This is a genomic window from Okeania sp. SIO3B5 (genome assembly GCF_010692555.1).
Lineage (GTDB): Bacteria > Cyanobacteriota > Cyanobacteriia > Cyanobacteriales > Microcoleaceae > Okeania.
In genome coordinates, this window is the sequence record NZ_JAAHHG010000063.1 from 1 (window position 1) to 19838 (window position 19838).

Consider the following 19838-nt stretch of genomic DNA (forward strand, 5'->3'; position numbering starts at 1 on the left):
TGGTTCGGGAGCGAGGAGGTAGAAGTAAGAATTGTCCCTCAATTTTTCTGTCATAATCATCCCAAAATACTAGCTTTATGCAGCTCTTGCCACCGAAAACAGGCGCACTTTTTCTAGACATAAAATTGCTCAAACCAATATCAGTCAATGCTTTTAGGTTTAATCAGCAAACCCTAATTATTAATTATTAATTATTAATTATTAATTATTAATTATTAACTGCCTTCTTCAAGGTTAAACCTCAGAAAGAACTTCTAAATCCAGAGAACTCAACTTATCATAAGCTGACTCAATTACTCGCTTACCCCTCAAAGCACCAGTATTAGCACCAGGACAAATGTACTGTAGAGTCTCTTGTGAAAATCGGTCAATCAAAAATTTAACACTCTGAAGTTGTCTAGGCCAATGAAAAGTTTTAGCAATACGCAATGGCACAGGTTGCCCTTGACTATTAGGCAATAAATGACGGCCTGTAAATAAAACCCCACCATTTTCTGAATAGTATAAACAAGACGAACCAGGAGAATGACCAGAAGTCCAAAAAACAGTAGTATGTTGACTTAAACTAAACTCTTGCTCAAAGGTTGTTACTTTCAGGTTAGGTAATAAATAAGCTTCCTGTTCTTGAATCAGAATCTCACAGTTGAAAGCTTTTTGAATTTCTTGTGCCTTGCCAATAGCACTACGATGGGTAATATACAACCACTTTACTCCTCCTTGTTCAGCGAGAAACTTTTGATTAGTTTCAATATTGGCAGGACAATCAATTAGAATGTTGGTCTGATTATCTACAATAAAGTAAGAAGTTCCCCCTAAAGTATCCCGATTTGGCGAAAAGGCAAAAATATTTTCTAGGACAAACTGGGGAGATTTGGAGACAAAAGGCTGTTGTGTCAAAGCAGTATTCTTAGATTAAAAATAAACTGAACTCATTAAACTATTATGCTCTTTTTATTGATTTTATTAGGGTTGGTGACATACTTCATGTTACAACGCAACGTAAGTAAAATTACTCGCACTCCTATCTGGATATTATGGCTAGTCATGATGACACCAGCTTTAATATGGACAACTTGGATGTTAGTTTATGGTGAAAGGCAAATACCACCAGGATTAATTATCATTCCCTTTATCTTCTGTCCTTACTTATACTGGTTATTAGTGCAATGGGGACAACAGCAACCCAATCAATCAGAATCAGATGGATCGACAAAAGATAATAGTAATTCCGAGACTAAACCCAAAATAGCTCCTACTCAAACTCCCAATCAAACTCCACCGAAACTAACAATAGATAAAACAGAAGAAGCTAGTCTGAGAAACTGTTTTCCTTGGACAGTTTACTATCTGAGGAATCTTGAATATAAACCTCAAGCAGTTATTTGTCGGGGTGAGTTACGCTCAAATCCTGAAGAAGCTTATCAAACAGTAAGAGAAAATGTAGAAGGAAAATTTGGCGATCGCTTCCTAGTAGTATTTCAAAATAGCTTTCAAGGTAAACCTTTTTTTGCTCTAGTTCCTAACCCACATTGTAATTATGAAAAAACTCAAGTTTCTCAGGAGTATCAAAAACCTGTACTCTTGGCTTTAGGATTATTGCTAATAACTTTATTTACCACTACTTTAGTAGGAACTAGAGAAATAGTTGGTATTACTGAGGATGCCATACAATCTAACCCTAATTTATTAATCCAGGGTTTACCTTATGGGGTTGCTCTCATCCTAATTCTAGGATTACATGAATTTGGCCACTACATAACAGCTCATTTATACAAAATTCGTACTACTCTACCATATTTTATTCCGGTACCGTTTTTCTTAGGGACTTTTGGAGCATTTATTCGGATGCAAAGTCCCATACCTAATCGTAAATCTCTATTTGACGTTAGTATAGCAGGTCCAATTGCCGGATTAGTAGTAACAATACCGCTATTAATTTGGGGTTTGTCAAACTCTAACATAGTTCCTTTATCTGAGGAATCAGGAATATTATCTATAGATTCTTTAAATCCCACTTTTTCTTTTTTATTAGCTGTATTAAGTAAATTAGCATTAGGTACAGAATTAACTTATAACAAAGGCATAGATTTACATCCAATAGCAGTAGCAGGTTATGTAGGTTTAGTAGTAACTGCATATAATTTAATGCCTATTGGACAACTGGATGGCGGTCATATAGTACACGCAATGTTTGGGCAAAGAACTGGGATGGTTATTGGTCAAATTTCTCGGTTTTTGTTATTGCTATTAGCTTTTATAAATCAGGAATTTTTATTTCTAGCAATCTTTTTATTTTTAATGCCTCTTGCTGATGAACCTGCTCTCAATGATGTTAGTGAGCTAGATAATAAACGCGACTTTTTAGGATTATTAATGCTAGGTTTATTGGTAATGATTTTATTGCCTGCACCAAAGATGGTAATACAGTGGTTAAATTTTTAATAAGAAGGAAGAAGGAAGAAGGAAGAAGGCAGAAGGAAGAAGTAAGAAGTAAGAAGGAAGAAGGAAGAAGGAAGAAGGCAGAAGGAAGAAGGAAAAAATAATTGTGTGCTACCTAAAATAAAATTGGTATAACACCTAACACCTAACACCTAACACCTACTCTCACATAAAATTGGTATAAGAGTTAAATGATTGATTTAGAGAACTAATTCCACTTAATTTAGAAGATAATTTATTTAATTTGGAACGAGAAAAACATACAGCAGAAATTGATAGATAAAAGAAAAGAAAAACATCGGTGTCATTTCAGTTAGCCTCCTGTCGGAGGAGCTACGCTAACAGTTAGCCTCCGGAGGAGGAACTGCGTTAACAGTACCTCTGCAATAAGGAGGCTTGAAATACGTAATTATCTTTTTTCTTATTCCCTTAAAAGGCTATGCTTTATAACCCACATTCCGCACCACAAAATGTAGTATAGAATGAGGAGAAAGGAGACAGGAGACAGGAGACAGAATTTGAGAAGAAAATCATAGCTGTCGCGATCGAGTACAGGATCAAGCAAGTATTTATGCGTAAATTTTTTACTTCATTATTTGATCGACGAAAAAAGTAATTGAGATGATTTGTATAGTATAAATACCTACAAAGCTACGGATTTATATACTACTTTTAATGATACAAACTGAAGTGCGGAATGTGGGTTATAAACATCTTTCTTAATACCATTTTCAAAAAATACTGTTACAGTGCTTTAGTCTGTTACTAGGAGTGTTGAGATTAATATTGTAGCGACCTTTTTTGAATTTGGTATAACATAAAAATTGACAAAATAGACAAGTTATGTAGAAGTCTTTAACAGGTTTTTGTCAGAGAAAAAGTTTATTCAAAAGTACATTTTTTTTGATAACTTAAGTAGTTTTTCCTATCTACTATGATTCTTTCTCCTTTCTCCCCTACTCCCCTGCTTCCCACAAGATTTTCAGGAGTTCCTTATTAGGGATAGCTTAAAAGGGGAGGCGCATACCTACAATTTTTCGGTAAAAAGGTTTCCGGGACTTTTTAATGTCAGAAAATAACCAACACTTGTTTGATATCTTATTTGAAAATGCTATAAATTTCTAGGACTTATTTCAATTTTCAGCTTTTATTTAGGGCTTACTGATTAAATCTAAAACCATTGACATATAAAAGTTTTAGCATTTTTTAGTTAAAAAAAGTCCAAGCTTTTAGGTCGTAATGGTTCAAAAAATTAGCATTTTAGGCGCATAGTTGTGCAGAATAATCAAGGGATTATTCTTCCTCCTATCTCCTCTATAATTCCCATTTCTCCTGTCTCCTGTCTCCCCCTCCTGGGAGGGGGAGGGGCGAGGGGTGGGTTGTCTCCTACCCTTACCCATAAGACTTTTTCAGCAAACCATATTTATTTATGCGTTATTTTGTCTTCAAACAAATGATTAACAAGGTAAATTCTCTCATCTTGGCTATAGTTTTGATTTTATTATCAGTTGCAATACCTAACTTTAATCTACCTGTAACTAATGCAGGAAATATGCTCTCAGGATTTAGCTTGTCTGCACAAAATGATTGGCAAATTACCGTAGGGGAAAGCCAAAAATCAGCCGATAAATTAGCTTTAGATTTACAGAAAAGTCTCAACAGCAAAAGGAATAAAATTGGGAAATTAGCTATATTAACTATTCATCCCCACGGAGAGTTTGACAGAACAGAACCAATTTCGTTAGCAGAGAGAGAAGGTGGGGGGTCAGTATTAGAAATGAAGATACATTGGCATAGAAAACTGCCCTTTATTACACGCAATCATTTAACTATTATTGACTGGGAAATTTTAGACAATCAACATTTGGAAGCTACTGTTGTTTTAGATGATGCTATACTTTCTCCAATTCATCCTCAAGAGTTAAATGATTTATTTAAAGAGTTACTGCCAGATAATCTCTAAAAGTCGAATGTAATAAGAATTTTGATATTCTTGCCCACATTCCGCACTTCAATTTGTAACATGAAAATTAGTATAAAATCCGTAGCTTGCTTAAGTATTTAGACTATATAAATTATCTTCATTTACCTTGATAGGAAGTCAAATTCTCGGTTAAATATTAAGCATAAATATTTACTGAATCCTTGATTCCTATTGACCACTATAATTTTCTTCTTACTTCTTACTTTTGACTTTTGACTTTTGACTTTTGATTACTGAATCCTTGATTTCTATTGACCACTATAATTTTGTTCTTACTTTTGACTTTTGAATTTTGACTTTTGACTTTTGATTACTAGACCCAGAAAGGGTGTAGTTGAATTGATTAAATGGTTACTCATATCTATTGATTTATGACTAATTTAAAAAAATGGAAGCTTTTACAATCTAGGTTAGTAATTAATAATAAATGGTGTCAGGTAAGACAGGATGAAGTTGAATTACCGAATGGCAAAATTATAGATGATTTTTTTGTTAATGTTAGACCAGATATTGCACTTGTTTTTCCTGTAACTGTTCGACAAGAAATTGTATTTGTCCGTCAATATAGACATGGAGTTGGTAAAGTCTTATTAGAGCTACCTGCTGGTGCTTTTAATCCTCAAGTAGAAATTCCTGAAGTAGCTGCTAGTAGAGAACTTACTGAAGAAACTGGATATGTTGCTGAGAAATTAATTAAATTAACAACTTTATATGATAATCCTGTTAAAGATACAAATTATATTCATTTATTTGTTGCTGAAAATGTCATTAAGTCTCAACAACAAGAGCTTGATATTACGGAAGAAATTGAAGTAGTGCTAATACCTATCGATGAAGTTATTAAGAGAGTATTGATAGGAGAAATAAGTGTTTCTGGAACTGTAGCAGCAATATTTTTAGGATTGGAATATTTGCACAAGTCTAAATATTGATTTTAACTGTGGATTAATCAGTTATATAACAATTCCCAAAAAGCGTGGGGTACAAAATTCCTTTGTTTTAGACAGTGTAAGCATTCAGCTATTAGCTTGTCAGCTAGCCTCCTCCGGAGGAACTGCGGACTTCAGCAACAAGACTCTCTTATACAGGATAGTGTTTAAATTAATATAGACTTTAAGGGCAAAGGAGCCAACTTTTGTAGTAATAGAATTAATAAAGCTTTTATCTAAAATTAAAGGTAATAGCTGATGGCTGATAGCTGACGGCTGAATGCTTACTAGGCAGTAGGGAATAGGGAATAGGGAATAGAAAAAAAGAAAAGCAACTGTACCTCAGTAACTGGAGAAACGCTATACCAATTTTATATACTGATAACTGATAACTGATAACTGATAACTGAAATAACCCCTACTCCCTACTCCCTACTCCCTCTTTTCCGGAGGTATCTATTGACTGATAATCAGAACAATCTTTACATAAACCGAGAGGGTTAACAGCACAACGAATTAGAGGAGACCTAGCATTAAACTGACAACTTAGGTCTCCTATGATATATCCTAATCCTTCAATATATTGTTGTTCTGGTTGAGTAGATATGGTTGGTATTCCTGTATAGTTTACTGCCAATCTAATAGATATAAGTCTTTCTCTAGTTCGTGCTTTAAACTTGTGCAGTATCCACAAAGAAACTATCCAAGGAGTGATACCTATCAAAAAAATTAGTAAAATCTTAAACACATTTATTCTAATTTATTGTAACTTCATAATTACTCTATCGCTGCAAATAATATCAATGAAAATTATTTATTTTTTACAGCAATAAATTTAGATTATCGGTTAATCAAAACCTTTATATTTGTTAGATTTGTTAGATTTGAAGATGGAATAGTTTTTTTCAAAAATAATGTTTTTGGCATATCACTGTCTGCTTTAACCACAGGAGATAGAGAAGTAAAAGGCAATTTAAGATGAGATAAATCTATCCCTGAAAATATATGTAAAGATAAAGTAATAGCAACTGCTAACCAAATTTTTTCCCACACCTCACACCCTCCTTTAATTTTAATTAAAATATAGAACAAGTTAGTTTGGAGGCTATCGTAATAAGTAAATATTACAAAACAAATTTACTAACTGTCTGTGACTTGAAAGTAGGTAAAATCGTGAGTTTAATCACTGTTTAATTAGGGTTTGCTGAAAAAGTATTATGAGTGAGGTGAGGAGTCAACCCACGCCTCGCCCCTCCCCCTCCCAGGAGGGGAAGTCAGGAGAAATGGGAATTATAGAGTAAGTAGGAGTAAGAATTGTCCCTAGATTTTTCTTTCTATCGTGGATAACTAAAGTCTTCTCTGCTTTTTCCCTCTTCCTTCTGCTAAAGTTTAAAACTCAGATAACACCAGATTTTTCTTTCTATGCTGGATAACTAAAGCCTTCTCTGCTTCTTCCCTCTTCCTTCTTCCTTCTTCCTTCTGCTATTGAACGATAAAATGACCCCATACACCAAACATATAGTGGGAGTACATTAACTGATGCTGACAAAAATCCTGGCCTTAGCTGTTGGTCTTGGTAGTTTAGCCTTATATCTAGTGGCCTTTTTCTTTCCAGAAGTCCATCGAAAAAATGATTTTATCTGGAGTGGTGTGGGTCTTTTCTATGGCTTAATATTATGGTTCTGTGCAGGTAGAATTACAGGTGCAGTGTTATTGGGTCAAGTAGCAAGTGTAGCTTTATTGGGTTGGTTTGGTTGGCAAACCCTGACATTGCGTCGCCAAGTTACTCCAGTAGCAGAGCAAACAAAAATATCTACTCAGAAAAGTAATAAAGACAAAACTCAAGAACAACCAACTACTATTCCTCAAGCATCATCTGAAGAAGTAGACACTATCCAAAAATCAGATATTACGGAAATAGCTTCCTCTATTCAAGAGGAAGAAAATGAAGTTAAACCAGCGGAAATTAAATCTGAATTAGCGTCATCTGAAACTATTTTAGATTCAAGCAATGTAACACAAGATTCTGAGGTAGATGCAGCTACAAATATGGCAGAACAAAATGTCATAACAGATACAAATATGACAGAAGAAAATGTCATAACAGATACGACGAAAGATTTTTCAGAAACACCCCAGAATTTACAGAAAAGTTCATCTAAAAAAGGTGGTGGTTTTTCTCAACTATTGACACCTGTTAGTGGTTTATTGAGTAATATTAAAAACGCAATTAAAGGTAAAGATAGTAAAGATACAGATACAAGCTCTGAATTAGTATCCAAAGAAAATCAAGTTGAAACAGAAGAATTAGTGTCTAGTGAAGAAGTTACTTCTGAAGTTAATGATTTAGTTGGTGATGGAAAAGAAAATTCATCTGAGCCAGAATTTTTAGCAGAAAAAGAAGCACCTTTAGTCTCTGATGTACAAAAAGAGACTACTTTGGAAGAAGTTGAGGAAGAATCTACCTTATCTTCAGATATAAAGGCTACGTCTACGGATGATGAAAAAACTATTTTAGAGACTAATGCAGAAAGCATTGAAACTCAAGATAGTCCGGTTTCATCAGATAAAATAACTACTCAAGATAGTGAAAAATCAGAAGCAAAAGATACTCCCATTTCTTCTGAGGAAAAATCTGAAAATAAGAATTTAGAATCGGATTTATCAACGGATAGTACAAACAAGTCAGTAGATTCGTAAGGTTACAATTTCACAGACTAAAAATTCAGTAATAACAAATAAAAATTATCAGGGAATTTAAAGGGAAGCTAGCAGATAAATTCCCTGTTTTTTTATTGTATGGCAGAAGGAAGAAGGGAAGAAGTAAGAAGTAAGAAGGAAGAAGGAAGAAGGAAGAAGGAAAAATCTGGTGTTGTCTGAGTTTTAAGCTTTTGATATGTCTAGGACTTAGGCAGATACGCTATATATAGTACTCATAACTATTGTCCAATAGTTGCTGGACTCTATACACAGTGTCTTTGCGTAAGTCCTGATGTCATCATCTTTGCTTCGACTGCAGGAAGAAAGAAGAAGGAAGAAGGAAAAATATGGTGTTGTCTGAGTTTTAAGCTTTTGATATGTCTAGGACTTAGGCAGATACGCTATATATAGTACTCATAACTATTGTCCAATAGTTACTGTACTCTATACACAGTGTCTTTGCGTAAGTCCTGATGTGATCATCTTTGCTTCGACTGCAGTGAAGAAGGAAGAAGTAATACCATTTCTCAAAAACTTTTCTACATTTTGTTGAGTAGGGGAGTAGGGGAGTGGGGGAGTGGGGGAGAAGAAAACATAAGAATAATGAATATTAAATTAGCTAAAATTAGCAGAAAAGTGATTCAGCTTCTGCTTCTGCTCATTAGTTAATAACTGAAGTATTGCGCAAGTATAGCATTACTTTTGGGAATTGGTATAAGAAGGAAAAATATGGTGTTGTCTGAGTTTTAAGCTTTTGATATGTCTAGGACTTAGGCAGATACGCTATATATAGTGTTCATAACTATTGCCCAATAGTTGCTGGACTCTATACACAGTGTCTTTGCGTAAGTCCTGATGTGATCATCTTTGCTTCGACTGCAGTGAAGAAGGAAGAAGTAAGAAGGAAGAAGGAAGAAGGAAAAATCTGGTGTTGTCTGAGTTTTAAGCTTTTGATATGTCTAGGACTTAGGCAGATACGCTATATATAGTACTTATAACTATTGTCCAATAGTTACTGGACTCTATACACAGTGTCTTTGCCTAAGTCCTGATGTGATCATCTTTGCTTCGACTGCAGTGAAGAAGGAAGAAGTAATACCATTTCTCAAAAACTTTTCTACATTTTGTTGAGTAGGGGAGTAGGGGAGTGGGGGAGTGGGGGAGAAGAAAACATAAGAATAATGAATATTAAATTAGCTAAAATTAGCAGAAAAGTGATTCAGCTTCTGCTTCTGCTCATTAGTTAATAACTGAAGTATTGCGCAAGTATAGCATTACTTTTGGGAATTGGTATAAGAAGGAAAAATCTGGTGTTGTCTGAGTTTTAAGCTTTTGATATGTCTAGGACTTAGGCAGATACGCTATATATAGTACTTATAACTATTGTCCAATAGTTACTGGACTCTATACACAGTGTCTTTGCCTAAGTCCTGATGTGATCATCTTTGCTTCGACTGCTATAATTTTTTTTCTTAGATATATGAGGTTCTTGAATGAGCAAAAATTCAGTAGCTAGACCTTTTCTAAAATGGGCAGGAGGTAGTGTGATTCGTTAGGTCGAAACTGCTTTTAGGAGCGGGGGATGACCTGGGTTGATTTTTTTAGATCGACTACAACTGTAGAGAGTTTCTAGGTTTAAGTCCTAGCATCGAGATGTTCGATTGAATCCATTATCCCCATTAAGGAGAGTGGCGCTCAAATTAGTGAAGCGGGATAAAAAGCAGGTAATATAGCTGAAGTCAGAAGTCAGAAGTCAGAAGTCAGAAATTAAACTCTTGCTGTGACTAAATTTGAGAGGAGCGAGAATGTCCTAATAGTAATGGCGACTGCTATAACTAACCTATCTAAGTTAAATCCCTGCAAGGGAGGTCGAAAGGGTTAACATTCGTGAACTGATGATTGGAAGCGTCGTCAGCCCAAGATAGAAATACGATAGGTCAGGTTTCTATCGAAATATAGCAATAGTACAGATAGGGCATAGACATAGACTGATTATGATCTTTAGACAGGGAAATGTATTTTCCTACTGTTCCCTGTTCCCTATTCCCTGTTCCCTGCTATAGGAATGAGAATCAGAGAATTTCCTCTTTCTGATTAACATCCTTCTCTTACCGATAAGAGCATTCCTCGGCGTATAGTCAGAACCCAACCCGACCAGACAAAACCTCTACGGAACGAAGTAACCCTAATAAAGTTCTCATTGAGTAGGCAGCCAAGCTATAAACTTTATTGGGGAAGGATGATGTCAAAAGCTAATGCCTGGAGTAATTTCCAGGATATGCAGACGGACATCCCTAAGTCTAGAGAGTAGAGCGCGACCTGAACTGGTCGTCTGAAATGGGAGGCCCAACTCCTCTGGTGATTTTCTCCACCAGCCCTTATAGAAAAGACTCACAGAGTCCGGCCACTTCTAGAGTAAGTAATGAAATAGAGGGAATGCAGGCCCTAAAAGTAGCCAAAGCTGCTAGGGATTGAGCAGCAAGGAGCGAAAGGGAATAGATGTAATGGTGAACACAGCTAAGTTAGTGATTAAACTGCGTCATCTAGAAAATAGCCAAATTATCCCTGACAGGCTATGGCCAAAAGGGCAAGTAGAGAGGACTAAGTACTTCTGCTTCGCTTAGTCGAGAAAACGAAACCTCTACCGCAGAATAACTAACCACCTAAAACATCGTTGAAGGTTTGAAGTAAAGGCTTGAGCCGTGTGATGGGAAACTGTCATGCACGGTTCTTAGGGGAGGAGAGAGAGGTGACTCTCGAACCTTACCCGATAACTAATCACGGAAGTCAAAAGTCAAAAATCAAAAGTCAAAAGTAAGATTTTATCAGCTCAAAACTTTGATCATACGGTAATTTCAGGAAATTACTTAACATTTATAGGACTTACGCATATACGCTATATATAGTACTTGTAACTATTGTCCAATAGTTACTGGACTCTATACATAGTGCCTTTGCGTAAGTCCTGATTTAGATAAAGGAGCGAAACTATTTGTGACATTTTTGAAGTGAATTGGTATAAGTAAAGGCAAAATGACCAATACGAGTGAAACAACTACGGTGGAAATGAAATGGAGTGATATTAACTGGAAATCGGTTAATAGAGCAGTATTTCGCCTTCAGAAAAGAATCTACAAAGCGTCGCTAAATGGTGATACCAAAACTGTCAGGAAACTACAGAAATTACTGGTAAAGTCTAAATCAGCTAAACTACTCGCAGTCAGGAAAGTAACACAGTCCAATCCTACCCGACAAAATACTCCAGGCATAGATGGGATAGCAATAGCCCAAAAAATTAAACTGGATGGCAAAGCTCAACCTGTCCGCAGGATTGAAATTACTCAGCTAAACAAACAGGAGAAAAAACCATTGGGAATACCCATAATGGAAGACTGGGCTAAACAGGTATTAGCTAAAATAGCTCTAGAACCAGAATGGGAAGCAAGGTTTGAGGTTAATTCTTATGGTTTCAGAGCGGGAAGATGTGCTAAAGATGCGATCGCAGCTATCTATAGTGACATCAAAAGAACGAGTTACTATGTTCTAAATGCTGAAATAGAAAAGTGCTTCGACCAAATAAACCATAGAAGATTATTGGATAAACTCAATACTTATCCAGCTATGCGCCGTCAAATTAAGGTATGGCTCAAAGCAGGGGTAATTGAAAAGGATGTCTTCTACAAAGCCGAAAATGGTACTCCAAAAGGTGGTGTAATTTCTCCGTTATTAGCTAACATAGCTTTACATGGAATGCAGGAGGCATTACAAGAGGTATTTTCCCAGAAATATACTACCTATGAGAGACAACCCAATATCAATTTCAATCCACCTCTATTCCACAGATATGCGGATAATTTTGTTATCTTGCACAAAAGTAGAAAGGTGATAGAGGAATGCCTGCAAATTATCAATGACTGGTTGGAAAATATGGGTTTAAAACTAAAAGACTCAACAACAAGAATTGCTCACACTCTAGGAGATGGAAAAGTTCAGACAGGATTTGACTATCTAGGGTTTAATGTCAGGCAATATCCAGTCAAAGATATAAACAGTGCAACGGATGGAAATGGTAATAAGTTAGGGTTTAAAACTCTTGTAAAACCTGCAAAGGAAGCTATAAAACGCCATGTCAGAGTCCTAAAACATACAATCCGACTGTATCGCAATGCACCGCAAGAGAAATTAATAGAAATGCTAACACCTAAAATTAGGGAGTGGTGTAATTATTATGACTCTGTGGTAAGTTCAAGAGTCTTCGCAAAGATGGATAATATCTTATACCATCAACTTCTCAGATGGGGATACTATCGTGCGCCTATGCAGGGTAAAAAGCATATAGTAAATAAATACTGGGGAGTTGATAAGGGAAAAGGATGGAAATTCATCACGCCAGATGGGAAAGTATTGCGAAACCATAAGGAGAGTAGAGGAGTGGGGGAGTGAGGGAGCGTGGGAGTAGGGGAGTGGGGGAGTGGGGGAGTGGGGGAGTAGGGGAGTAATTATAGAATTATAAACATATATTATATAACCGAATTCTATATAATTACACAATAGTAAATGCGCCTTGCTTGAACAATATTTTATATCAATTCCGCTCGGGTTCGGTATAAAAAAATGTTCCATCTGAGCGCCATTTCTACATCTTTCTTTCTATCCCCACACTTCTCTCTCCCAGACTTCCCACCCTTTTTATCTAATTACATCGATGCCATCAGATTTGATATTACCAGTGAAGACAATCTGGAAGTAGACCATATAACTCTCCAATATTTAGGGGGTAAAAATAATATGGCTAACAAAAAATTCCTGCACAATTACTGCCATCATCAGAAAATTTTTCAAGATGGTAGTCGCGATCGCAAACAAACTAGCTAGGAGGAGCCGAATGAAGGGGAACTTTCATGTTCGGTTCTGAAGGAGAGTTTGGGATAGTGATATCTCATTCGACTCTAACAAAGACAATTATTGCCTGAGTTAATCAAATATATTGATGAAAAATCCCTAAAAAAGCATACCTATTATGAACCTTTTATTGGAGGTGGAGCACTTTTATTTGAGTTACAACCAACTAGGGCAGTTATTAATGATAAAAATCTGGAATTAATTAACTGTTATCAGGTGGTGAAAGATTCATTGGATGATTTAATTGTGGAGTTAAAAAAACATCAAGAAAAAAATAGTTCGAATTATTATTATGACATGAGAAATTTAGACCGTATGTCTAAATATAAAAATCTGTCAGCAGTACAAAAAGCAGCTAGAATTATCTATTTGAATAAAACTTGTTACAACGGTTTATTTAGAGTTAATTCTCAAGGTCAATTCAATGTTCCTTTTGGTAGATATAAAAAACCTAATATTTTGGATGAAGATGTTTTAAAAGCTGTGAGTAAATATTTAAACAAACCTCAAGTAAAACTATTAAATCTGGATTTTGCGGAGGCTGTTAAGAAGGCAAAAAAAGGTGATTTGATCTATTTCGATCCACCTTATGACCCGGTTTCTGATACAGCATCTTTTACCGGATATGATGCTAATGGTTTTAACCGGAATGAACAGGAAAGATTGAAGCAAGTTGTTGATGATTTAACAGAGAGAGGTTGCCGAGTTATGTTGAGTAATTCTCAGACTGATTTTATTATGGATTTATATCAAGATTATCGCGATAAAATTCACATAGTTAAGGCAGCACGTAATATCAATTCTAAAGGTTTGAAAAGAGGTAAAGTTAATGAAATTATAGTTTTAAATTTTTCAGTTTAGAGTTATATCATTTCCGGTTGAATACTTACACTTTGGAGGAAGGAAGGCAGGAGGCAGGAGGCAGAAGGGAAGAAAAGGTTAGAAGGGAAAAAGGTTTTTTATCACTGATTATCCGGACATGATATTACAGGGGATTCTACCTTGGTGAAATACACCCCTCGCGGGCAAGATGCTATAGCGGGCAAGATGCCCGCACTGGGAAAATTTAATTATTAATATCTCTACTTCATGTTTGGAATATGCTGTATATCATTTACCGAAAAAATGTGGTCTAAAGCCTCCCTATAATTGGGTCTAATACCAAGCGTGAAAAAAGAATGCTACAAAAAGGTAGATATTGATCGGATATACTTAAAAATAGCTCCTCCAGTTCATTTGAGATAGTTATATCTATCTTTTTTTCAATATTTACCCCTTCTTCCTTCTTCCCTCTTCCTTCTTTCTTACTTCTACCATTTGTAACAAACATTTATCACGCTTGGTATAAAACCCCGTCTTTTAAAGCGAAATGTTTTTGGAGGGTTGCTTAAAAACAACTTCTGAATTTTGACTTTTGAGTTCTGACTTCGTTATAATTCTGTCTCTGGTAACCACAATAAATCTGTTACTCCGAAATCTTTACCACATTGACTAATTAAAGTAGTAAGTTGACCGCGATGATGAGTTTGATGATTGAAAAAATGTAAGAGTAAAAACCAAACTGGAAATGTACATTCTCGTTTCTGAGACTTACTTATAAAAGTCAAAGGTTAAGACAACTTTTCCTCTGTTAATGAATCAATATAACTATGAATTTCTTTGTCTATTTTTTGACGTTCTTCCCATAATAAGTCAAATTCAGCAATTAATTCTTGTCTTAAAGATTCAATTTCAAAAGTATAATTTTCAAAACGACTTAACCACAATTTATCTGCTAATAAAAGATGGTTGAGTGTGCCGTGAATTGAATTAAAAAATGCTCTCTTATCTTGCCGACGTATTTCATCGGGTATGGATGCACAAACTTGGTAAATTTTTTCGTTCATCCATTGGTTAGATTGAGATAATCTTTGAAAATAATTGGTTTTTTTCATTAGAAATTTCTAGAAAAGAGGGAGTAGGGAGTAGGCAGTAGGGAGTAGGGATGTTGTATGCAACGTCCCTACAAAGTAGGGGGAAAGAATTGATGAATAACAGTGGGATAATTGATTTTATTTTTTATTCAGGACTTACGCAAATTGACTTTTAAACCACCATCTGTAGGGGTAAATGGTATTAGCCATTGCTAAAGGGGAAAGTTTTTTTATCACTAATTATCCAGACATGATATTACTGCGTAATCTAAAATCCGGTTATATAGTATATGTTGATAATTCTATAATTACTTCAATATCCAATCTGGGTGCATCTCAATGCATGAATAAAGCCAAAAATTTATCCCTTTTAGGCAACAGGCAATAGGGAATAGGGAATAGGGAATATATAGGAAAAAAGTATTTTTGCTTGGGATGAGATGCACCCTCTAATCTCCCCTACTCCCCTACTCCCCTACTCCCTGACAATTCCGTATATCCGTGCCATAATCCGTGTGAGCCACTCCCCCACTCCCTGAATTCTGACTCCTAATTAAATAATCGGTTGATGAATTTCTCCTAACATTACTTTGGCTTTAGCTCCGGTAACTTCTGGCAAATTACTGGGAATTTTTAAAGAACGCCAATAAGCTAAAACTGCAAAGGCGATCGCTTCTTTAAAATCTACATCTACACCTACTTCAGCAGTGGTAATTACTGGAATTGGTACTAATAAATTCTGTATCCGTTCTTTTAAATATAAATTATGACTACCACCGCCACATAATAATATTTGATCTGGTAAATTTGGCAAAAAATTTCGATAGCTATGATTAATGGAAGCTGCTGTTAATTCTGTGAGAGTTGCTAATATATCAGCAGCACTTAAATTATAATTTTCTCCATCAGCAAGACAGTTAAATAAATAGTCTTTGCCAAATAATTCTCTACCTGTAGATTTTGGTGGCTTTTGTTGGAAAAAGTTTTGTTTTAACCATTTTTCTACTAAGTTTTGACATGGTACTCCACTAGCCGCCCATTCTCCATTTTTATCATAGGTTTTCCTACCTTGAGAAAGGTGTTGTACTGCTAAGTCTAATAGTGTATTACTCGGACCTGTGTCCCAACCTAATATACTATTTTTGAGGTCTGGTGATTTTTGACTTTTAATATAAGCAACATTTCCTATTCCACCTAAATTTTGAATGCAGCGACTATATTTAGGGTGGCTCAGTAAATGAATATCTACACAAGGAACTAAAGGCGCACCTTGACCTCCTGCAGCAATATCGGCAGCTCGAAAATTACTAATAGTGGGAATACCTGTGATATTAGCAATTACTTCACCACGTCCTAACTGAAGGCTATAACCTAATTGTTGAGATGGTGGACGGTGATAAACGGTTTGACCATGAGAGCCAATAATTTCTGCTGATATATCACTTTTTTGATTAATTGTCAATACTGCTTGGGCAAATTCTTGGGCAATAGCATCATCAAGTTCTGCCAGTTCAGCTATTGTCAGAGATGTACCGCCACAAACACTAAGAATTTGAGAGCGTAATTTTTCTGAGTAGGGATAAGTAGTTGCTGCTAGGAGTTCAACTTTTAAATTTGTTTGACCACCAGCAACATCAACTAAAGCTGCATCTATACCATCGACGGAAGTGCCACTAATCAAACCAATAATTTTGGTCATTTTTCATTACCTAAATAACACAGGAGCATGAAAGCCATCGTCTTTTAAGCGATAGATCAAAGGCGAGGAGTCGGATTTTAATCCGAAGTATTTTATTTTACCGAAAAGCAATGTAGAAGGCTCCGTGTTTGAACCGGGACATGAAAACAAGGGAATCGTTGAGACTAGACAACTTTAGTTGTCTTCTATTACTATGATCGACAACAACTTTTCGTTCCGCCCGTTTCCAATGTACTCTTGTCAGCAAGTTTTAGTTGCTCAAAATCCTGAATTAATTGCTATCTTAACATTCTTATGCGAAGAGTCTCACAAACTAACTAACATGGGAATATATTATGGTCGGCAATTATTTTTTAAGTCTCACAAAACTCTGGGCAAGTTTGACTTGGAAAAAGTCTACAAAAGGAACTATCATTACAAAGTTTTATATTCGCTCTTCAGCACAACAAATATTGAGAACTGTAGCTGAATCATTTAGCTTTTATTATAGTCTTATTATTGCCTATAGTTCAGGAAAAATCTCAGACAGACCAAGGATTCCTAACTACAGAAAAAAAGGAGGAATGGCTACAGTTAGTTACCCGGCTCAAGCATTAAAGCTTAAAGGTAATCAAATTAGAGTACCACGCTTAGAATACCTGTAAATGCTGGTTTGGTCTAGATTGCTTTTTAATTCCCATGCCTAGTAATCTAGAAATTTCATCTCTCAAAGAACTGAGAATATTACTAAGAAATAGATGTTTTTACTATGAATTTGTCTATGAAAAAGAAGTAGTAGTTAAACCTCAATTAAATCAAGAAAATGTATTAGGAATAGACCATGGTGTAAATAATTGGTTGACCTGTGTATCGAATGTAGGTACTAGCACGGGTAGTAGATGGTAAACAGATCAAATCAATGAATCGTTGGTACAACAAACAGATATCAACTATTAAGGAAAATCAACCGACTGGATTTTGGTCAAATAGGCTAGCTGCCATTACAGAAAAGCGTAACCGCCAAATCCGATTTGGGTATTAACAAAGCAGCCAGAATAGTCATTAATCATTGCGCACAAAAATTCTATTGGTACAATTGTATTTGGTTGGAATAAAGGTCAGAAAAATGAAATCAAATTAGGAAAAAAAAGTAATTCAGAATTTGTACCAATTCCTACTGCTAGACTCAAAGAAAGAATAGCTCAGTTGTGCGATGAATATGGAATAATATTGATAGAAACACCAAGAAAGTTATACAAGTATAGCTTCATTCAGGACTTACGCAAAGACACTATGTATAGAGTACAGTAACTATTTTCCAATAGTTACAAGTACTATATATAGGGTATCTGCGTAAGTCCTATTCATTTTTAGATGGTGACAATCTACCTAATTAGGGTTTGCGCTCAAAAGTCTGATGGTGAAGGTAGGGAGTAGGGAGTAGGGAGTAGGGAGTAGTTAAGAATCAGGAGGAATGGGAGTTAATTAGGATGTAGTTGGAATAATTATCTCTTAATTTTTCTGTCCTACTAAACTTTTTATGCTAACTTTTTGCACCTTTTTGACCTAAAAGCTTGTACAATTTGGCGACTAAAAATTGCTAAAAGCAATATCAGTCAATGCTTTCAGATAATTTAAGCAAGCCCTAATTATGGTGAGAAACCCAATGATTGGAAACCTAAGTCCTTCAGACAAGCTTTCCTACGGAATGCTACGCAAACGCTTTTCATGTCGCGCAGCGAAACAGGAAAAAGAATAAAGCGTGGTTTGTATAGAACTGGTAATAATTGCTTGATTAATGCAGACTGTAATGGGGCTGCAAATATCATCAAAAAAGTAAGCAGAAAGCTAAGTTTAGACTTAAGCAGACTGTGTAGGGGCACTTTGACTTGTCCCCAGAGAGTGTATCTTTGGTCAGCTAAGAATAGACGGAGCAACACGGATTTATCCTGTTGCGTAGTATCTACTTAGAATCCCCTTGGCTTCAGCTGCGGGGAGTAGTCAACAACAATGACAATTACTACTGTGATATTATCGCGACCTCCTCCATCTTTAGCTGCATCTACAAGCTCTTTAGCAATAGGTTCACAATCATCACTAGAACTTAATATCGGGACAATTAGCGTCTCAGATAAGTCTTCTGTCAATCCATCACTACACAGTAATAGGCGATCGCCAGTTTGAATATCAACAGGCAAGATATCTACTTTGCCCATATCTTCCCTACCTAAACATTGAGAAAGCACATGACGCCAAGGATGTACTCTAGCTTGTTCAGGAGTTAAAGCATTTTGTCTCACTGCTTGAGCTACCCAAGTTTGGTCTTCTGTAATTTGTTCTAAATTTTGAGCTCGAAGTCGATAGAAGCGAGAGTCACCTACATTTGCACACCAATATTCTTGTTCTCGGAATATAACTACTACGCCAGTAGTACCCATATCTGAACGTTCTGGGTTTTCTATTTGGTCGCATAAAATAGCTTCATTGGCTTTGAGAAAAGCATCTTCTAACAATTTTGGTGATTCTATAACATCCTGCCAATGGCTCACAAGATAATTTTTAATTACTTCCGCAGCAATTCTACTAGCTTCTTGGCCACCTGCGTGTCCTCCCATACCATCAGCAACAATAAAAAATCGTCCTTCAGGGTCTATGTAGTAAGAATCTTGATTAACTGAGCGAACACAACCTTTATCAGTAGTACCTGCGAAATTCAATTTCATAGAATTTAGTTGAAGGCTTTTTGTCCCATTTTGATGTTTATTATCCACCTATATATTTAATATCCCAATTTTTATATACTTTAGTTGTATTCTAGCATTGTAGTGCTACTAATTAGGGTTTGCTGAAAAAGTCTTTTGGTAGTGGTGGGAGACAGGAGAAAACTCACCCCTAACCTCTCTCAGGAGGGGAAGACAGGAGACAGGGGAAATGGAAATTATGGAGGAGAAAGCTTTTATTTCAAACTAAAAGCAATAGCTGATGGCTGAGTGCTTACGTTTTATCTAATCAGATTAATTCAAATATCTGATGCCAAATAATGGTTTGGCAGGTCAAATTAACCATTCAATTAAGGATATAATTTAGCAAAGTTTGTGATTGAGTATGAATAAGTTTGCCGGAAAATAAACTCACTGCTATGATTCCCAAGTTTGCTCTAAATGGGGTTGGCGCTCAAAAGTCTTTTAGTAGGGGTAGGAGACAGGAGAAATGGTATGGGAGCGAGAAGGTGGAGTTCATTAATTGATAATTGATAATGGATAATTGATAATTACCTCTGGTTAAAACTGTTA

At 35.8% G+C, this 19838-nt stretch carries 17 protein-coding genes and 1 pseudogene; 10 read left to right on the forward strand and 8 right to left on the reverse strand.

From position 1 onward, the window contains the following. Window positions 1-234: 234 nt before the first annotated feature. Window positions 235-897, reverse strand: a complete 663-nt coding sequence (locus tag F6K54_RS11415) for an MBL fold metallo-hydrolase (RefSeq protein ID WP_293077513.1) — start codon at window positions 895-897, stop codon at window positions 235-237. Between the two features lie 45 nt (window positions 898-942). Between F6K54_RS11415 and F6K54_RS11420 the strand changes: the two genes are divergently transcribed. The 3 genes from F6K54_RS11420 (at window position 943) to F6K54_RS11430 (ending at window position 5355) form a co-directional block, all read left to right on the forward strand. After that, window positions 943-2442, forward strand: coding sequence for a site-2 protease family protein (locus F6K54_RS11420; protein WP_293077515.1), 1500 nt, complete (start codon window positions 943-945; stop codon window positions 2440-2442). Between the two features lie 1450 nt (window positions 2443-3892). Beyond that, the gene (locus F6K54_RS11425; RefSeq protein ID WP_293077517.1) at window positions 3893-4402 is read left to right on the forward strand and encodes a hypothetical protein; all 510 of its coding nucleotides are present in this window, start codon (window positions 3893-3895) and stop codon (window positions 4400-4402) included. A 392-nt stretch (window positions 4403-4794) separates the two neighbouring features. Next, complete coding sequence (locus tag F6K54_RS11430) at window positions 4795-5355, forward strand: NUDIX hydrolase (RefSeq protein ID WP_293077519.1); 561 nt, start codon at window positions 4795-4797, stop codon at window positions 5353-5355. Between the two features lie 415 nt (window positions 5356-5770). Here F6K54_RS11430 and F6K54_RS11435 read toward each other — a convergent pair whose 3' ends face one another. The 3 genes from F6K54_RS11435 to F6K54_RS11445 form a co-directional block, all read right to left on the reverse strand. Then, complete coding sequence (locus F6K54_RS11435) at window positions 5771-6100, reverse strand: DUF6464 family protein (RefSeq protein WP_293077521.1); 330 nt, start codon at window positions 6098-6100, stop codon at window positions 5771-5773. Between the two features lie 92 nt (window positions 6101-6192). Then, window positions 6193-6405 (reverse strand): hypothetical protein, encoded by a 213-nt coding sequence (locus F6K54_RS11440; protein ID WP_293077523.1) that lies wholly within the window; start codon window positions 6403-6405, stop codon window positions 6193-6195. Between the two features lie 367 nt (window positions 6406-6772). Further along, on the reverse strand, window positions 6773-6901 hold the full coding sequence (locus F6K54_RS11445) for a hypothetical protein (protein ID WP_293077525.1): 129 nt from the start codon (window positions 6899-6901) through the stop codon (window positions 6773-6775). Here F6K54_RS11445 and F6K54_RS11450 point away from each other — a divergent pair. The 4 genes from F6K54_RS11450 (at window position 6892) to F6K54_RS11465 (ending at window position 13815) form a co-directional block, all read left to right on the forward strand. Continuing rightward, complete coding sequence (locus tag F6K54_RS11450; RefSeq protein WP_293077527.1) at window positions 6892-8052, forward strand: Ycf66 family protein; 1161 nt, start codon at window positions 6892-6894, stop codon at window positions 8050-8052. The genes F6K54_RS11445 and F6K54_RS11450 overlap by 10 nt on opposite strands. Window positions 8053-11085: 3033 nt before the next feature. Continuing rightward, the gene (locus F6K54_RS11455; RefSeq protein WP_293077529.1) at window positions 11086-12495 is read left to right on the forward strand and encodes a reverse transcriptase domain-containing protein; all 1410 of its coding nucleotides are present in this window, start codon (window positions 11086-11088) and stop codon (window positions 12493-12495) included. A gap of 171 nt (window positions 12496-12666) precedes the next feature. Beyond that, window positions 12667-12927, forward strand: a complete 261-nt coding sequence (locus F6K54_RS11460) for an HNH endonuclease (protein WP_293077531.1) — start codon at window positions 12667-12669, stop codon at window positions 12925-12927. Between the two features lie 90 nt (window positions 12928-13017). Next, window positions 13018-13815 carry a DNA adenine methylase gene (locus F6K54_RS11465; RefSeq protein WP_293077533.1) on the forward strand — a complete coding sequence of 266 codons (798 nt, stop codon included), beginning with the start codon at window positions 13018-13020 and terminating at the stop codon, window positions 13813-13815. Window positions 13816-14086: 271 nt separating this feature from the next. Here F6K54_RS11465 and F6K54_RS11470 read toward each other — a convergent pair whose 3' ends face one another. The 3 genes and pseudogenes from F6K54_RS11470 to F6K54_RS11480 all read right to left on the reverse strand — a co-directional run bounded on the left by F6K54_RS11470 (window position 14087) and on the right by F6K54_RS11480 (window position 16566). Further along, window positions 14087-14284, reverse strand: coding sequence for a hypothetical protein (locus F6K54_RS11470; RefSeq protein ID WP_293077535.1), 198 nt, complete (start codon window positions 14282-14284; stop codon window positions 14087-14089). A 100-nt stretch (window positions 14285-14384) separates the two neighbouring features. Further along, window positions 14385-14888 (reverse strand): annotated as a pseudogene (locus F6K54_RS11475) (DinB family protein). A gap of 532 nt (window positions 14889-15420) precedes the next feature. After that, on the reverse strand, window positions 15421-16566 hold the full coding sequence (locus tag F6K54_RS11480) for an anhydro-N-acetylmuramic acid kinase (RefSeq protein ID WP_293077537.1): 1146 nt from the start codon (window positions 16564-16566) through the stop codon (window positions 15421-15423). A 335-nt stretch (window positions 16567-16901) separates the two neighbouring features. Here F6K54_RS11480 and F6K54_RS11485 point away from each other — a divergent pair, with 335 nt between their 5' ends. From F6K54_RS11485 to F6K54_RS11495, 3 genes are read left to right on the forward strand one after another with little or no spacing between them, the layout of a single operon-like run. Then, window positions 16902-17210, forward strand: coding sequence for a hypothetical protein (locus F6K54_RS11485; protein WP_293077539.1), 309 nt, complete (start codon window positions 16902-16904; stop codon window positions 17208-17210). A 34-nt stretch (window positions 17211-17244) separates the two neighbouring features. Continuing rightward, a complete protein-coding gene (locus F6K54_RS11490; protein WP_293077541.1) occupies window positions 17245-17451 on the forward strand; it encodes a hypothetical protein in 207 nt (68 codons plus the stop codon). Window positions 17452-17464: 13 nt separating this feature from the next. Then, a complete protein-coding gene (locus F6K54_RS11495) occupies window positions 17465-17587 on the forward strand; it encodes a hypothetical protein (RefSeq protein ID WP_293077542.1) in 123 nt (40 codons plus the stop codon). 925 nt (window positions 17588-18512) lie between these two features. Here the strand turns inward: F6K54_RS11495 and F6K54_RS11500 are convergent. Then, window positions 18513-19268: a PP2C family serine/threonine-protein phosphatase gene (locus F6K54_RS11500; RefSeq protein WP_293077544.1), complete on the reverse strand. Its 756-nt coding sequence runs from the start codon at window positions 19266-19268 to the stop codon at window positions 18513-18515. Window positions 19269-19838 lie beyond the last annotated feature (570 nt).

What these genes read in the sequence shown, in the direction of transcription:
- F6K54_RS11420 (WP_293077515.1), top strand. Translation starts at nt 943, where the DNA reads ATGCTCTTTTTATTGATTTTATTAGGGTTGGTGACATACTTCATGTTA.
- F6K54_RS11425 (WP_293077517.1), top strand. Translation starts at nt 3,893, where the DNA reads ATGATTAACAAGGTAAATTCTCTCATCTTGGCTATAGTTTTGATTTTA.
- F6K54_RS11430 (WP_293077519.1), top strand. Translation starts at nt 4,795, where the DNA reads ATGACTAATTTAAAAAAATGGAAGCTTTTACAATCTAGGTTAGTAATT.
- F6K54_RS11450 (WP_293077527.1), top strand. Translation starts at nt 6,892, where the DNA reads ATGCTGACAAAAATCCTGGCCTTAGCTGTTGGTCTTGGTAGTTTAGCC.
- F6K54_RS11455 (WP_293077529.1), top strand. Translation starts at nt 11,086, where the DNA reads ATGACCAATACGAGTGAAACAACTACGGTGGAAATGAAATGGAGTGAT.
- F6K54_RS11460 (WP_293077531.1), top strand. Translation starts at nt 12,667, where the DNA reads ATGTTCCATCTGAGCGCCATTTCTACATCTTTCTTTCTATCCCCACAC.
- F6K54_RS11470 (WP_293077535.1), bottom strand. Translation starts at nt 14,284, where the DNA reads ATGTTTGTTACAAATGGTAGAAGTAAGAAAGAAGGAAGAGGGAAGAAG.
- F6K54_RS11480 (WP_293077537.1), bottom strand. Translation starts at nt 16,566, where the DNA reads ATGACCAAAATTATTGGTTTGATTAGTGGCACTTCCGTCGATGGTATA.
- F6K54_RS11485 (WP_293077539.1), top strand. Translation starts at nt 16,902, where the DNA reads ATGGTCGGCAATTATTTTTTAAGTCTCACAAAACTCTGGGCAAGTTTG.
- F6K54_RS11490 (WP_293077541.1), top strand. Translation starts at nt 17,245, where the DNA reads ATGCCTAGTAATCTAGAAATTTCATCTCTCAAAGAACTGAGAATATTA.
- F6K54_RS11495 (WP_293077542.1), top strand. Translation starts at nt 17,465, where the DNA reads ATGAATCGTTGGTACAACAAACAGATATCAACTATTAAGGAAAATCAA.
- F6K54_RS11500 (WP_293077544.1), bottom strand. Translation starts at nt 19,268, where the DNA reads ATGAAATTGAATTTCGCAGGTACTACTGATAAAGGTTGTGTTCGCTCA.